The sequence below is a fragment of the Natrinema sp. 1APR25-10V2 genome (assembly GCF_031626495.1).
In the GTDB taxonomy this organism is placed as follows: Archaea; Halobacteriota; Halobacteria; order Halobacteriales; family Natrialbaceae; genus Natrinema.
The window spans coordinates 457,721-473,404 of the sequence record NZ_JAMQOJ010000001.1; the positions used below are offsets into that span (position 1 = coordinate 457,721).

A 15,684-nucleotide genomic window follows, 5' to 3' on the forward strand; every position below is an offset into this window, starting at 1 on the left:
GGGGGGTAACCGCCGCGATCCAGCCCGGGGCCGCTCTCTCAGATGCCGGCGTCCGACGACGACCCTCTCTCGCCCTCGAGTTGCTGGTAGCAGTAGTACGAGTATCCCACGGTGATCCCGGCCGTCAGGAGCGCCGGCACGACGAGGAAGTAGACGGCGTACTCCCCGAAGAAGAGGCCGATCAGCGAGACGACGGCGGTGAGTTTGAACAGCCGGCCGCCGAGTTCGTGCGTGCGCTCCCAGACCGCCTCGCTGCTGAGCGTCCAGGGCGTTCGGATGCCGACGAACCAGTTGGGTTCCGCGCGCGTGAGCAGTTCGCCGACGCCGTAGAAGAGGACGGCGACCGCGCCGAGGACGAGCAGCGTGAAATCGAACCGGTAGCCGAGGTTGAACGCGATGATCCCGGCGTGCACGACGAACATGAACGCCGTGAAGACGACGATGAACCAGTCGTAGGTGGGACGGAACGACTCGACGTTCTCCCCGAGCGGATCGATGCGAGGGGCGAGCGCGAGGAGCGCCACCAGGACCGCCGTGAGCGCGGGAACGAGCGCGAGTGCAGGGCCCTTCGCCATCGTCCCGTCCGGTTCGCCGGCGGCGTTCCAGTGTGTCACGAGTGGGTCGGGAAGCTCCGGTGCCGCGAGGACGCTTGCGACCCCGGCGAGAACCACGAACCCTCCCGCCAGCGTCAGTCGCTGCGTCGTGTTCATGCCGGTTGATACGACGCCGGCGCTTATCAACGAGCGGGGTCGACCGTCGGCAGTCAGGAAGTGACCTGCCGTTAGGGCCGCTCGTCGTCGACGGCGGGGGCGTTCTCTCGAGACGAAACGTAGCAAAACACCTATTTGAGTCGTCGGAATCACGAACTGACAGTGACGGTGAACTCGTACAGCGCTATCCGCCAGTGTCCGGAGTGTGATCGGACCGTCAATCGATTCGTGAACGGTGCCCGGTGTCCCTCCTGCCGAGCGCCCGTCTTCGGCGTCTCCCCCGGTGACGGGGTTCGAAGCTCGAGCTCAGGCTGTAGCAGCCACTGAAACGGGCAACACCTGATCGCAGCGCAGTCGTTCGGTCAGGCATCAACGACTTTCAGTGACTACTATAGACGTCCTGTGCCCGCGACGCCTCACTTCTCCTCGACGTGGCGGACCTCGGCAGCGATGCCTCGCGTGCTCTCGGCCATCTCGCGGCCGAACATCTCGGCGCGGCCGACGGCGAAGGCCTTCGGACCCTCGACGAGTACTTCGTCACCGACGCGGATCTCCTCGTCGGCGTCGACGACCCCCGGCGCGAGGACGCTGCCGTGGGGGACGAAGCCGTCGATCTCGACCCGCTTTACGGGCGCGTCGCTCTCGAGCCAGCGCTTGGCCCCCTCGAGGGTGAAGGAGAGGGTACCGTACTGGGGAACCATCGTCGCGAGCTGGGTGTCGTCGGGATCGCGGACCTGGATCTTGGGGTAACGACTGGTCGTCTGAATGTCTTCGAAGAGGTCGTCTCCGGCCCCGTCGCCGAGCAGGTAGTCCGCGATGGCCCGGACGGTGTTGTGCTCGCGCTCGCGCTTGGAGTACTTGAGTTCGCCCGACAGCGCCGCCGAGAGGTTGGCGAGCGACTCGTCGGCCGTCGGATGACCGCCCTCGGGGACGGTGTAGGTAACGTCGAGGTCGAGACTCTCCTCGACGCGCCCGACGATGTCGCGGTAGCCCTCGTCGGGTACGTGCGCGATGATTTTCGGATAGTCGTTGCGCTCGAGGTAGCGCTCGAGGACCGCGCTCACGAACCGCTTCTCGTCCTCGGACCAGCGACCCGTGACGACGGTGTCGTAGTGCTGGGCGGGGTAGGTCGTCTCGAGTTCCTGGGGGACGACGCCGATCGGTGACGTCATCGAGACGAGGTGGGCCCGCCACTGGATGGCGTCGTGGAACTGACGGTGGCTCTGGGACTCGCTGTAGGGTTTCGCGGCCGAACAGGGGACGAGCACGAGCGGGTTCCGAAACCGGTTCCGATAGCGCGTCGTCACCCGGTCGGCGAAGCGCTGGATCTCCACTCGGCGGAGCGTGTCCGAGGTCGCGGCGCTGATCTGGGCGTCTCGCAGGATCGGCGTGCGTTCCTCGAGATAGCCCCACTGATCGTCGAGTTCGCGCATGGCGGCGGTGAGCCACTGATCCTGCCGGGCCTGCCCCTCGACGTAATCCCGGAGGCGGCCGTCACGGATCCGTCGGCGGACGACGGCGAGTTCGGCCGCGAGCGCGTTGACGTTGTGCTCGGCGCAGTCCTCGCGGGTGAACTCCTCGCGCGGCTGCTGACAGGCCGGGCACGAACAGGGGAGTTCGTCCAGGTCCTCGAGGAAGTACGCCTCGTCGGTCGTCAGATACCGGCCTTCGGTGCCTTTGACGACGGCGGCGGTCTCGTCGAACAGGTCGACGCCTGCGTAGGCCAACAGGGCGACGTTCCGCGGCGTCGCGACCCCGGAGAACAGCAGCGCAGTATCGGCGGGGGTCGCCTCGCGAACGCGTACGACGGCCTCGACGAGCGCCGCCCCGTGGCCCATCACCGACTGGACGTTCGAGAGGGCGTACGCGTCCGTTCCCTGTTCTGCGACCTGCTCGCTCGAGACGACCGCAACGCTGGGGTAGTCTACGTCGGGGTAGTCGACGGCGAACGACTCCTGTACTTCCTCGGGGGTGCCGCCGGGGAACGCCCGGTGGGGGAGGACGGTCAACCGCGAGTCGTCGCCTTCCGGAACGTCGCGGTCGGCGCTCCAGAGCGAGCCCGCGTCCTCGAGGACGTCGTCGGCGAGCGCGGGCGTCGTCACCGGCGAGGAGAGGCGAAGTTCGCCCACGCGCGCGGCCCCGTCGCGCTCGTGCACTTCGAAATAGTCGGTCATACGCGATATGACCGGGGCGAGCGAAAGAGGCTGTCGATAGCCGGCGACCGTCGGTGGGACGGCTCCGCCGCGGATCGGGGTGGCGACGCGGTCGTTTGCGACTGGTAATTTGTATTGTGCGCGTAAAGTCACGAAAATCAACCTTTATACTACTGGAGTCGAAGTTCGAACTATGCCAGAATCCGAATCACAGCCGAAGCTGCGATCAAAGGAGGGCGTCAGGGCCTTCCTCGTCGTTCTACTGGTCGCGGCCGTCGGCGTCGCGACGATCGGCCTTCCGGCCGTCTACGGTGGTGCGACGACCACTGCAACTGCGGCAGAGCCCTCCCCGAACGTCGAATCGTACGAGAGCGTTTCCCAGGCCGAGTCGAGCCTCGGCCCGGCCGACGACGTCTACCTCCGGGACGACGGCAGCGCCGTCCTCCAGTACGAGGACGATACGGACGTCGACAAGCTCGATATCGGGGCCGACGTGAGCAAAGGGCTCGTCCACATGCTCGTCGTCGATAACGTCAGCGAGCAGGACGCCGAGTACGAGGAAGCGAGCTTCTCGGCGGTCCTCGATCAGAGCGGTCTCTCCGGGGACGGCTCGCTCGTCATGGAGCAGCCGGACTCGCTGAAAGACCTCTCCGTCGACGTTTCGGGCGAGGTCTCCGAGGAGGCCAACCAGTTCGACGCGACCGCCTCCGGAACGTTCGAGAGTCAGGCCGCGGCCATGACGGCTAGTTCCGACGGCACCGTCACCGCCACCGCGGAGCGACTCGAGACGAGCGGCTCCGTTTCGGTCGACGGCGGGATGGCTGCCGGTACCGGTGGCAACATGCAGATGGACGTTTCCCTGGAAGACACCCAGAGCGGTTACGTCCTCGACGTGAGCCAGAACCAGCCCGTCTCCGACTGGTCGGCCAGCAAGTGGGAGACTCGAGAGCAAGCCAAGCGGACCCTCCAGCAGCAGTACGGAAACCTCGCGACCGGGCTCGGCGGCTCCAGCGAGATCACGATCTCGAACTACAACTTCGAAGAGCGATCCACCGGCCAGCACCGACTCGAGATCGACTTCACAGTCACGTACTCCGGGATCGACAGCGGTATCGAACGGCAGCTCGCGACCCAGCTCGCCAGCGACCCGACGACCGGTCTGAGCCAGTCCGAAGCGTCCGAGATCGCGTCCTCCGTTACCGAACTCGAGATCGAGACCCTCGAGTTCGCGGTCGACAGCAGTAGCGGCTCGATGGAGGCCACGTGGGACGTCGCCATCGCGAACTACGACGAACTCACGCTCGCGATGGTCGATCTGGCCGAGGCGAGCTCCACCACCAGCGGCGTCGCTCAGGAGGACCTCGAGAACGCACGAGCGGCCATCGAGGCACAGCAGGCGGCGAACCTCGAGTCGACGCTCCAGTGGGACGTCTCGATAGAGCAGACGTCGGACCAGGAGATGACGCTCGACGCCGAAGTCACCGGTGACACGACGAACTGGGGCAGCTACATCGACGAACTCGAGTCGCGGGATGTCGAGCCCCCGAAGGACGTCACGTTCAGCATGACCGCCGAGACGAACGACGGCGAGCTCGAACTCGACGCGAAGTTCGAACTCGAAGCCGAGGATCTGGCCAGCCAGGCGGTCAAGAGCTGGGCCCAGTCGATGCAGGGTAGTCCGACGGGAACGACGATGTCTTCGGACGCCAACCAGTTCATCACGGCGCTGTCCGAGTCCGAACTCGAGGTCGCTCGCGTCGACGCCAACCTCGGCGACGGCACGGTCCGTGTCGAAGGTGGTGCGAAGTTCGAGAACATGAGCAAGATCACGAACACCATCAGCGACACCGTCGCCATCAGCGGCGTCTCGTCCGAGATGAACGACGGCACCGCGTCGATGTACGTCTACGTCGACAGCATGGGTGACGTCGACACCGCGTCGGCGACGAAGGCCGACATCGAACACCTCGGCGTGGTCGGTGCCGAGACGACCGTCCACGCGGCCGGCGAGTGGGACAGAGAGTTCCCGTCGGTCGACACCGAGGCGATGAACAACTACCTCGAAGGCGGTAGCGAGGAGAAAGACGACGAAGGCGGCGATAGCATCCCCGGCTTCGGATTCGGGGCGAGTATCACGGCAGTCGCCGCGTTGCTGACGGCGCTCGTCCTCCGACGGCAGGAGTAGCGACCCCCGGTAGCGGTCGAACGACGCAGCGTCTTTTTTCGCCGTTCCGTGCGCCAGCGACGAATCGGGAGTCGATTCGCGGGCCGACCGACGTCTCGTCGGCGCGACGACCGGCGCCGTTTCGCGAATTGGACCAGATACGGTTTATTCGCTGCCCGCTACCGTCCGGTATGGAACCGCCGACTGCAGCTGCGCGAATTGACAGATCAACGACGCGTAGGGCCGTGCTGGGTGGTGTCGCGGTCGCCGCCCTCGGATCGATCGCCGGCTGTTTCGGCAACGAAGAGACCGCGAACGCCCCCGACCCGATCAGTATCGACGCGGAGCAAGCCTGTGATAACTGTACGATGGTCATCGGAAACCACCCCGGTCCGGCCGGGCAGTCCCATTACGAGGACCCGACGGCGGTGCTCGACGAGGACCGGCCGGCGCAGTTCTGCAGCACGCTCTGTACGTACGCGTTCACCTTCGACCACGAGCAGGAAAGCGAACCCGTCGTTTCGTATCTGACCGACTACTCGGCGGTCGAGTACGAGGTCGACGACAGCGGCCAGCGGACCGTCATCTCCCGCCACCTCGAGGCCGACGCGTTCGGCGACGCCTCGGAGCTCACGATGATCGCCGACAGCGAGGTAGAGGGGGCGATGGGGAAATCGATGATTCCGTTCGCCGACGCCGACCAGGCCGACGAGTTTCAGGCCGAATATGGCGGCGATAGCTACGAGAACGACGAAGTCACGCAGGAACTGATCATGTCGCTGATGAACTGATCCGGTGGATCGGTTCAGCAAGGATTTCTTTTCGGTGATCGGCGCGTCGAGTCCGTCGGACACGCGGGTCCGACACGGTTCTCGACCTCGAGCGTCGACTACCGGTTCAATACCCACGTCGCGATACCGAGCGACGCGGCCGTCCAGCCGCCGAGGCTCAGCAGACTCGCGATCGGTGACGCTGCCGCCGGCCCGGTCCCGGACGCGACGACGATCGCGCTCTCGAAGACGAGGCCCCGATAGGCGCTGAGCGGGCTGACCGCGAGCGCGTACATGAGACTCTCGTCGCCGATCACGCCGGCCGAAAAGCCGTAGACGAGCGCCAGGTCCAGCCCGACCAGCAGGACGACGAGCGCGACGACCGATAGCGCGAGCGCGCTGCGCGTCCCGCTGACCACTGCCGAGATCGCGATCGCGACGGCGAGGACGGTCAGCGCGAACAGGACCGTCAGGACGACGAATCGGGCGAACAGGATCGGCGAGTCGGCACCCGAGTGCGAGGCGTACAGCGTCCGCCCCTCGTCTTTGAAGACGACGACCGCGAGCGCGGCGAGGACGAGCGGAACGACGATGGCGGCTATCAGCCCCATCGCCCTCCCGACGTAGACTCCGAGAACGATATCGCGGTTCGAGACCGGATACGTCTTCAACACGTCGAGCTCGCCGCGCTGTGCGTCGCCGAGGATGGCTCGATAGCCGAACGCGACGGCGACCACCGGGACGAGGAGTTCGAGCGGCGTGAGCAGGTCGACCAGCGTCGGAACGTAGCCGGCGCGGACGCTCCCGCCGACCCAGGCGATGCCCAGTACGACGGCGGCGAACGCGAGTCCGAGGATGAAAAACGTCCGAGTACGTGCGACCGTGCGGAGCTCGCGTCCCACGATCGTCTCGAGGAGCCGTCTCGAGCCGGGGGCCGTCGGTCGCGAGCGGTCGGACGGGGTCGCGTCCCGGGCGGTGGCCTCGCCCGGCTGGCTCGCGTCGCGGCTCATGCGCGCTCACCCAGTACCTGCACGGTGTCTCGCTCGCCGCCGACGGCCTCGTCGTAGACGGGGCGCAGCGAGGCGACACCCAGTCGCTCCCGCAGGTCCGCCGTCGATCCCTGCTCGACGGTCCGTCCGTCCGCGAGGATGAGCACGTCGTCGGCGACCCGCTCGACGAGCTCCAGGTCGTGGGAACTCAGCAGAACCGCGATCCCGTCGTCGGCGAGGGTCGACGCCACGTCGAAGACGTGGAGCCGCATTCCGGGATCTAACCCGCTGCCGGGCTCGTCGAGAATGACGATCGGCGGATCGCCGATCGTCGCCTGTGCGATGCCGAGCAGCCGCGTCATCCCGCCGGAGAGAGCCTCGACGTTCCGATCGGCCGCATCTTCGAGGCCGATCCGCTCGAGCTGTGCCATCGCGTCGGTCTCGTCGCCGCCGACGAGCGACGCGTAGAACCGAAGCGTCTCGAGTGCCGTGAACCCGGGCCGGAACGCCGGATGCTGCGGCAGGTAGCCGATCTGCCGGGCGGTGGCGGGGCCGTTGTACGCGACCTCGCCGTCCGTCGGCTCGTGGAGCCCGGCGAGGACGCGGATGAGCGTCGTCTTGCCGGAGCCGTTCGGTCCGATCAGGGCCGTCACTCGGCCGCGTTCGACGGTCGCCGAGACGTCCCGGAGCACGGAGACTGTCCCGTAGTCGTGGTCGATACCGGTCGCCTCGAGGATGGGTGCTGACTCAGTCATTGCTCGTCTGCGTCGTTTCGTAACAGGTCCAGGCGTCGTCGGCCCACTCGGTTCGCTCGAGCAGGTCCGGATTGTTCGGCCCGCAACTCGGTGCTCGGTCGACGATACTGCCGGTCCGCATCCCGGGGACGGAGCCCTCGAGTCCGGCGAGGGCCTCGAGCGCGGGTGCCCGGGCGAGCGTCGGCGTTCCGTCGGTCCGGTGTAATCGCCTGTCGACCGGGTCGGTCGGCGAGTACGTCAGGTCGGACTGGTCACCGCTGGCGACGCCGGCAGCGCCCTGCCAGTAGTTGCCGCGGCCGTCGTGGCTCCAGACCCGGAGCGGGCCCGACATCGCGGTGGCGTGGACGTCGTTCCCGACGAAATCGTTGTCGACGACGCGGTTCGTCGGTAACATGGCGTTTGCCTCCGCGCCCACGTCGTTGCCGGCGATGACGTTGTGTTCGTAGATCGACGTGGTCGAGTCGACGCGGAGTCCGAGACCGTTGTTCGCCACGAGGTTGTACGCCACGTAGGTGCCGCTTCCGCCCGGGCTGATGCCGGCTTCGGCGTTCCGAACCGTGTTTCCGACGACAGCGTTCCGCTCGGGGCCGGTCATAATCATGATGCCGTGATTTGGCTGCTCCCGCAGGTCGTTGTCCGCGAGGAGGCTGTCGCCCGTGTACATCAGGTGGACGCCGAGGAAGTTGTTCTCGATCGTGTTCGATCTGACGACTGTCTCCGGAGCGCGGTAGAGGTAGATCCCGTTTCTCCCGCCACGGAACGTCGAGTTCTCGACGACGCTGGGCGACTGAAACAGCAAGGCCCCGGCGAGCCCGTCTTCCGGGGCGGGCCCTGCCACCGTGACGTTCTGCACGACGGCGTCTTCGCTCTGGTACGCGATGATCCCGCTCGCCGGCGTCTCGATACTGACGTTCTGGACGAGGAGCCCCGCCGCGTCGTAGGCCGCGACCCCGGCGTCGGTTCCGGCGTAGTACTCGGTGAAGGTGGCGTCCCACGCCCGTTCGTCGACCTCGACGGGCAGGTCACCGCCCTCCCGCGTCACGTTCCCGACGCCGGCGATGTCGATTCCCCGAACCGCTACTCGCTCGCTGGTGACGGTGATCACCGAACCGTTGCCGTCGCCGCGAAGCGTCACGTTCCCCTCGCTGGCGAGCGTGATCGGCCGATCGATCTCGATCGTCTCCGCGTACGTCCCGTCCGGGAGGACGACCGTCGTGTTCGCCGGCGCCCGATCGATCGCCGACTGGACGGTGTCAGTGTCCTCGCCGACGACCACCGACGTCGGCCGCTCGGTCAGTGCGGTCGCGTTTTCGACCCGCTCGTCCGCCCACTGCCGGTGGTCGTCGACCCGGTTGCGAGCGATCGCCGCATCGTCGCGATCGAACGACCGCTCGAGAATCCCCTCCCACCGCAGCACGGTGCCGCCGTGCTCGTCGGTGAACGCCCGCGCGTCGCCGCGGTCGGCGAACGGGACGACGGTCTTTCCGCCCGGCGTCCGCGCCTCGCTGTCGACGACGAACCACGCCGTCTCGGCGTCGGTCCAGCCGGGCGAGCTGTCCGTAATCGGATAGCCCGCGTCGGTCAACTCGACTCCGGTGTCGCTGTAGTCGGACACGTACACGGTCAGCGGGTAGCCAAACCGCTGCTCGTGGCCCGGCTGTCGCTGGTTCTCGACGAACGTTTCGACGCCGTAGTAGCCGACGACGTACTGAAACTGCGAGTAGAACACCTGCGCGCGGGGGAGTTCGACCGCGTCCTCGAGCGCGTACTCGGACTCGAGCGTGAGGCCGACGGACACCGTGTCGTCGAACGCGACGGGCTCGGGCGAGGTCGAGCTCACGTCGACGGCGAACAGGCCCGCAGCACAGAGAGAGGTGACGAGCAGGAGGCTCAGAAAGACGGTACTGGCGGAGCGATCGATCACGACCGGTAGTTAGAGACTGAACGAAATATAGGGACTGGTCTGAACGTCGAACGCCGCTCGAGGGCTCTGATCGCGTTACGCGGACTCGAGAAAGCGCGCCGTCGCGGACGTGTGGCCGCGGTTGAACGAGAGGATTTTGATCCGAATCACGTCGGTCGTCTCGCAGCGATCCGGGACGTCTTCGACGAAGACGACGAACCCTTCTATCTTGCCGACCGCTCGCCGTTCGCCGGAGTGGTGGTCGGTGAATTCACGGATGGCGACCTCCTCGGTGTCGCCGATATCGACCGGCGGCTCCCGCTTTTGGGCCGCTTCGTGGCGCTCTCGGGATCGTCGTTCGCTCGCCGATCCGGTCCGGCCGCGGAGCCGTCCGAACAGCACCGCACCGAGTACGAGGACGACGAGCCCGCCACCGCCGAGTATCGCTGGCTCGAGCATATCGGAATCGGTGCCCGCCCGGCGCTTCGGTGTTACGGTACGCGACGCGGTCGCCGTGAGCGACTGGTCCCGTCGCGGATCACACGCCGGAACCAGCAAGCGCTTGCCTCTCCGGGAGCTACCGGCACCTATGGGTCTCGAGCTCGACGAGGTCGACCGGGGCATCTTACACCACCTCCAGCAGGACGCGCGCCACAACACGGCGACGGACATCGCGGGGGACGTCGACGTGACGGCCAACACCGTTCGGAACCGCATTCGCCGCCTCGAGGACGCGGGAGTCATCAAGGGATACGTGCCGATCATCGACTACGAGCGGACCGGCAAGTCGATGCACATGGTCGTTCAGTGTACGGTGCCGATCCACGAGCGGGGTGCGTTCGCGGCGGCGGCTCTGGAGATCGACGGCGTCGTCGCCGTCAGGGAAGTGATGACGGGCCATCGAAACCTCCGTATCGACCTCGTCGCCGCCGATACCGACGAGATCACGGCGGCGGTGAGCCAGCTCCAGCAGCAGGGAATCGAGGTCGACGAACAGGAACTGCTCAAGGCGGAGTACCTACAGCCGTTCGATCACTTCGGGACGAACACTGGTGACGACTGAGGACCACCAGACGGGGGCAACGCCGGCGCCGCGGCTCTTCTACAGTTGGAAGTCACAGTATATTCGGGGAAAATTTAAGAAAACTAAATATATGTGTGTTCCACTTCGTTATAGTGGGTTTCCCCGCCACTCTTATATACTCCCGTCTGCTGAGTACGGTGTGAACAACGCAATCAGTGGTCCGTCCGGAAACGGGGTTCAGCAGTCGATAAGCGTCGCCGTCGTCACCGCGGTCGCGAGACGCCGGGGCGCGGACCCGACCGACCTGCCACCCCTCTACGAGTGGATCGATCCGGACGCGCTGGATGCCCTCTTTTCACCGACCCGACGCGGCGGCTCCAGAGACGGTCGCCTCGAGTTCACCTACGACGGCCACGAGGTCGCCGTCGACTGTACCGATGGCGCGTCGATTACGATCGACGGGACGCCGGTCGGCGAATCGGTCGCCACGGGGCTCGAAGCGAGCGCTTCGACCGACGCGTAACTGTCTCACTGAGCGCGGTGTTCTCTTTCAGTTCGAACGGATGGGAGCCGTGGCTCCGACCCGATAGCGGGGAGCGGTTACGGTCCGTCCGCGGCGAGATCGATTCGTCCGACGCCGTCGGGCACGCGCTCGAGGACGCCGGCGGGCCAGCCGCGATGGGCCAGCGTCAGCTCGGCGTCCGGGTTCGTCTCCGCCAGGCGAGCGACGCCGTCTGCTGCGGCTGCGAGCGCCGCGCGATCCGTTCGTTCGGGTACTTCGGCGGTGAGCGGGTAGCTCTTCGAGAGCGCTCGCGGGAACGGGCCAAACGGTGGCTGGACGCGCCAGACGTCGTCGTAGCCGCCGTCCGGTGCGGACCGGTCGACCGTGAGCAGCAGCGAGTCGGGGACCGCGAGCCGCTCGAGTCGCCGGTGGTGGCGCAGCACTTCGGGGCGGCGCGCGCTCTCGTGGGAGGTGTAGAAGAACGAGCCCTTCGAGACGGGATCCGAGCGCTCGAGTTGTGCGGCGTGGTCGAGCAGCGTGCGGTAGCCGTCGAGCATCGTCGGGTGGGCGCGGGCGCGTTGCTCGACGAGCTCGAGCAAGTTGCCGGCCCGGATCGCCTGTTTGATCCGCCGGATCTCGGCGAAGGTGACGTGGAGGTTGTGGGCGGCCAGCTCCGACTCGCGCTCGGGGTCGGGCAGCGCGCGGAGTTCGTCCGGCGAGTGCTCGGTACAGACGGCACACGAACAGGGGAGGTACTCGATCTCCTCGAGCGCCCGAGTGCCCCGCACCGTCAGATAGCGGTCGTCGCGGGCGTAGAGCGCGTAGGCCGCCGAATCGAACAGGTCACACCCCATCGCGACGGCGAGCGCGAACATCATGGGGTGGCCGGCCCCGAAGAGGTGGACGGGCGCGTCGGCACCGAGCCCGCGTTTCGCGGCGGCGACGACGTCGATCATGTCGTCGTAACGGTAATCGTTCATCAGCGGGACGACCGCACCGACGGGGAAGACGTCGAGGTCGGTTCCCTCGGCGTGGCGGCCGGCCCGCTCGCGGAGATCCGGGTAGGTCGATCCCTGGACGGGCGCGCTGACGAGCATCTCGCCCGTGTCGGCCGCGTCGGCGATCTCGAGTCGTTCCTGGGTCGTCTCGAGGTCGGCTTCGGCGCGCTCGCGGGAGACGTCCGGCGGCGTCGGGATGTCGACGGGGGTGGCGATGTCGGAGCCGATCTCCCGCTGGAAGGCGAGGATTTCCTCGGTCGTGACGTCGATCTCGCCGTATTCCGACAGCTGAAACGAGCCGGAGTCGGTCATGATCGCGCCCGGGAAGTCGAGCATGTCGTGAAGCCCCTCCTCGAGGGCGCGCTCGCGGAGGTCGTCGTCGCCGTGGATGATGTAGGAGTTGGTGATGAGGATCTCGGCGCCGAACTCGTCGGCGAGCCGGCGGGGGCCGATCGTGTCCAGATTCGGGTTGATCACCGGCAACAGCGCCGGCGTTTCGACGGTCACGCCGGCACGCGGGACGGTGAGTTCGCCGATGCGGCCGCCGGCATCGGTGTCCCGGAGTTCGAAGCACTCGCGCATTGAGCGTCAGTTGGCTCGTCTCACGTAAGTCCTGACGGTTTTCGACCGGTCGCCAGGTCGAATCCGTAGAAATCGGCGCGTCAGACCGAATCGAACGCGTACGGAGCGTTCCGGTCGACGAGTGGTCGGACGGTCGGCAGTCGCAACCCGAACTTTCGTTCCGACGGAGTCGCGGCACGTATCCGTCTTGTGATCGTTCCTCCCCGCGACCGAGACAGTCATCGACTACGAGGGGACGAACGCGCGATGCGCGCTCGCCGCGCGATTCTAACAGTAGGTTTCTCCGAGACAATCCCGTAACAGTCGCCTCGTTTTAGCCCGCGTCCGAGGGTAGAACGAGGCGCATGGTTTCACGACCGCAGACACTCGGCGTCGTCTTCGTCGCGCTGCTTGTCGCACTCTCGGGGGGTCCCGCCCTCGCCGGTGCGACGGCGGCCGCGGATCACGACGCCGGAGACATGGGCGAATCGGATTCCGAATCGGGCGCGGCGCTGCAGAACGTCACCGTCGAGACGCTCGAGCTCGAGAACGTCACGATCGAGAACGCGACGATCGAGGAGTTGACCGTCGAACAGCTCGATGCCGACGTTCAGCAACTGCAGGACGAACTCGGCGTCGGGAACGATACCGTCGGCGCCAACGAGAGCACGAACGCGACCGCCGGGAACGAGACCGGCGACAGCGGCAACGTGACGCTTTCGGACGTCCGGCTCGAGTCGCTCGAACTCCAGAACGTCTCGATGGAGGACCTCGAGCGCGGGGAGAACGCTTCCACTGACGCGGGGACGAACGTCTCCGCTGACATGGGGGCGAACGAATCCTCCGAGATGGGGACGAACGCCTCCACCGACGCGGAGATGAACGAGAGCGCCGGCGGGCAGGGTCTGATCGACGAGAACGCGAGTCAGGTCACGATCCAGAACCTGACGATCGAGTCGCTGACCGTCGAACAGCTGACGATCGAGGAGTTGACCATCGGCGCGGACGCCGGCACGAACGAGACGGCGGGTAACGTCACCCAGGACAACGCGACCGAGGACGTGTTCGACGAGAACGTCACGGAAGAACCAACGTCGACGGAGGACAACGTGACGATCGGTGATAACCTCACCGAGGACAACGCCACCGAAGGCAACCTCACCGAGACCAACGCCACTGACGAGAACGCGACGCAGGAGATCGAGAACCTCACCATCGAGCAGTTCCACGTCGAAGAACTGACGATCGAGTCGATGACCGTCGAAACGGTCGAGGAAGCTGATGAGGACACCGACACGGCGATGGCCGGCAACGAGAGCGACGAAACGGCGATGGCTGGCGATAACGCGACGGACGACACCGAGGCCAACGAGACGGCTGGCCTCGAGGACGGTGCCGACAACGAGACGATGGCCGACGATGGCAACACGACGATGACCGCCGACGAATCGGCCGGTCACACCATCGCCTCCCTCAACGCGTCGTCGATCACGATCGAGAACGCGACCGCCGACACCCTCTCGTTCGGCGACGCGAACGAACTCGCCGGCATCGGCGGCAACGAGACCCCGACCACTGACACCGGGATGAACGCGACCGAAGACGACGGGATGGACACCGGCACGAACGAGAGCGACAACGCGACCGACAACTAACGCTGCGCTGCCGTCAACGACCGATCTTCGTTTTCTTGACAGTGTACTCGACCAGCGCGAGCCACGGCCGCACGTCGTCGCGCTCGAGCGCCCTCGAGACGGACCGAAACGCGGGGCGGCCCCAGACGAAGGCGCTTTAGGCGCTGGCCCGCTTGCCTCTTTTAATGAGTAAACCCACGCCCGAAGTCTACGAGCAGGGCAAGGGCATGGACGCCCACAATCAGGCGATGCGGGAGATCCGCTCGCGAAAGGAGGCCAGCTACGACCCCCACGAGCCGACCCGCGTCTGGCTCGACGAGGACAACACCCCCGACGGCGTCAAAAAGAGTCTGACGATCATTCTGAACACGGGCGGCTGCCGGTGGGCCCGTGCCGGCGGCTGTACGATGTGCGGCTACGTCGCGGAAAGCGTCGACGGCGGCTCGGTCTCTCACGAGGCCCTGATGGACCAGATCGATGTCTGCCTCGAGCACGAGTCCGAAAACGCGGACGAACCGGCAGACCTCATCAAGATCTACACCTCCGGCTCCTTCCTCGACGAGCGCGAGGTCGGCGCGGAGAGCCGTCGGGCGATCGCCGAGGCGTTCGCCGACCGCGAGCGCATGGTCGTCGAGTCGCTGCCGGACTTCGTCGACCGCGAGAAGATCGGCGACTTCACCCGACACGGGCTCGATACCGACGTGGCGATCGGCCTCGAGACGGCCACCGATCGCGTACGCCACGACTGCGTGAACAAGTACTTCGACTTCGCGGACTTCGAGAACGCCTGTGCCGAAGCCGCCGCCGCGAACGAAGACGCGGGGAGCGACGTCGGGGCCGGTATCAAGGCCTACCTCCTGATGAAGCCGCCGTTCCTCACCGAGTCCGAGGCCGTCGACGACATGATCTCGTCGATCGAGCGCTGTGCCGGCGTCGACGGCTGTCACACCGTCTCGATGAACCCGTGTAACGTCCAGCGATACACGATGGTCGACGACCTCTACTTCGACGACGGCTACCGCCCGCCGTGGCTCTGGTCGGTCGCACACGTCTTGGAGGAGACGGCTGACGTCGACGCCATCGTCGTCTCGGACCCGGTCGGCCACGGCTCCGATCGGGGCCCGCACAACTGCGGCGAGTGCGACGACCGCGTCCAGAAGGCGATCAAGGACTTCGATCTCCGACAGGACCCGTCCGTCTTCGAGCAAGTGTCCTGTGAGTGCGAACTGACGTGGGAGACGGTCGTCGAACGCGAGCGGAGCTTCAATCAGCCGCTCACGCGATAGCCCCGAACGCGACCGCGGCAGTCCCTCGAGCCGAGAGTCAGGATCAGGTACTTTACCGCCGGCCGGGTAACGGTCGCTATGGCGCTGTCCGATTACCTGAACGAACTCGAGCCCACGCTGATGATCGCCATCGGTTTCGTCCTGTTCGTCTTCCCCGAGCCCGCGACCTCCGCGCTCGGCGCGGGGTTGATGCTACTCGGTGCGAGCTGGTGGTTCTACGAGTGGGGTCGCTAGC

At 66.3% G+C, this 15,684-nt stretch carries 14 protein-coding genes; 7 read left to right on the plus strand and 7 right to left on the minus strand.

The features are described from left to right. Positions 1-38: 38 nt before the first annotated feature. Both NDO75_RS02445 and arcS read right to left on the minus strand, forming a co-directional pair. Positions 39-710: an SdpI family protein gene (locus tag NDO75_RS02445; RefSeq protein ID WP_310904514.1), complete on the minus strand. Its 672-nt coding sequence runs from the start codon at positions 708-710 to the stop codon at positions 39-41. 416 nt (positions 711-1,126) lie between these two features. Further along, entirely contained in the window at positions 1,127-2,884 is a 1,758-nt protein-coding gene (gene arcS, locus NDO75_RS02450) for an archaeosine synthase subunit alpha (protein WP_310904515.1), read from the minus strand. A gap of 172 nt (positions 2,885-3,056) precedes the next feature. On the opposite strand from arcS, the gene NDO75_RS02455 reads away from it, so the two are divergent. Both NDO75_RS02455 and NDO75_RS02460 read left to right on the plus strand, forming a co-directional pair. Continuing rightward, entirely contained in the window at positions 3,057-5,048 is a 1,992-nt protein-coding gene (locus NDO75_RS02455; protein WP_310904516.1) for a hypothetical protein, read from the plus strand. Between the two features lie 170 nt (positions 5,049-5,218). After that, entirely contained in the window at positions 5,219-5,818 is a 600-nt protein-coding gene (locus NDO75_RS02460; protein WP_310904517.1) for a nitrous oxide reductase accessory protein NosL, read from the plus strand. Between the two features lie 98 nt (positions 5,819-5,916). Here the strand turns inward: NDO75_RS02460 and NDO75_RS02465 are convergent, their stop codons facing one another. From NDO75_RS02465 to NDO75_RS02480, 4 genes are all read right to left on the minus strand, one after another. Continuing rightward, positions 5,917-6,807, minus strand: a complete 891-nt coding sequence (locus NDO75_RS02465; protein WP_310904518.1) for an ABC transporter permease — start codon at positions 6,805-6,807, stop codon at positions 5,917-5,919. Then, complete coding sequence (locus NDO75_RS02470; protein WP_310904519.1) at positions 6,804-7,541, minus strand: ABC transporter ATP-binding protein; 738 nt, start codon at positions 7,539-7,541, stop codon at positions 6,804-6,806. Before NDO75_RS02470 ends, NDO75_RS02465 begins: the two co-directional genes overlap by 4 nt. Continuing rightward, positions 7,534-9,465, minus strand: coding sequence for a NosD domain-containing protein (locus NDO75_RS02475; protein ID WP_310904520.1), 1,932 nt, complete (start codon positions 9,463-9,465; stop codon positions 7,534-7,536). Before NDO75_RS02475 ends, NDO75_RS02470 begins: the two co-directional genes overlap by 8 nt. 75 nt (positions 9,466-9,540) lie before the next feature. Continuing rightward, entirely contained in the window at positions 9,541-9,903 is a 363-nt protein-coding gene (locus tag NDO75_RS02480; protein ID WP_310904521.1) for an RNA-binding protein, read from the minus strand. A 130-nt stretch (positions 9,904-10,033) separates the two neighbouring features. On the opposite strand from NDO75_RS02480, the gene NDO75_RS02485 reads away from it, so the two are divergent. Next, entirely contained in the window at positions 10,034-10,507 is a 474-nt protein-coding gene (locus NDO75_RS02485; RefSeq protein WP_310904522.1) for an Lrp/AsnC family transcriptional regulator, read from the plus strand. 160 nt (positions 10,508-10,667) lie between these two features. Continuing rightward, complete coding sequence (locus NDO75_RS02490; RefSeq protein WP_310904523.1) at positions 10,668-10,991, plus strand: HalOD1 output domain-containing protein; 324 nt, start codon at positions 10,668-10,670, stop codon at positions 10,989-10,991. A gap of 77 nt (positions 10,992-11,068) precedes the next feature. On the opposite strand, the gene tgtA is transcribed toward NDO75_RS02490, so the two are convergent. After that, positions 11,069-12,550: a tRNA guanosine(15) transglycosylase TgtA gene (tgtA, locus tag NDO75_RS02495; RefSeq protein WP_310904524.1), complete on the minus strand. Its 1,482-nt coding sequence runs from the start codon at positions 12,548-12,550 to the stop codon at positions 11,069-11,071. A gap of 344 nt (positions 12,551-12,894) precedes the next feature. On the opposite strand from tgtA, the gene NDO75_RS02500 reads away from it, so the two are divergent. From NDO75_RS02500 to NDO75_RS02510, 3 genes are all read left to right on the plus strand, one after another. Beyond that, on the plus strand, positions 12,895-14,184 hold the full coding sequence (locus NDO75_RS02500) for a hypothetical protein (RefSeq protein WP_310904525.1): 1,290 nt from the start codon (positions 12,895-12,897) through the stop codon (positions 14,182-14,184). Positions 14,185-14,348: 164 nt separating this feature from the next. After that, complete coding sequence (locus NDO75_RS02505; RefSeq protein WP_310904526.1) at positions 14,349-15,449, plus strand: archaeosine biosynthesis radical SAM protein RaSEA; 1,101 nt, start codon at positions 14,349-14,351, stop codon at positions 15,447-15,449. Between the two features lie 78 nt (positions 15,450-15,527). Beyond that, positions 15,528-15,683 carry a hypothetical protein gene (locus NDO75_RS02510; RefSeq protein WP_310904527.1) on the plus strand — a complete coding sequence of 52 codons (156 nt, stop codon included), beginning with the start codon at positions 15,528-15,530 and terminating at the stop codon, positions 15,681-15,683. Position 15,684: the final 1 nt, after the last annotated feature.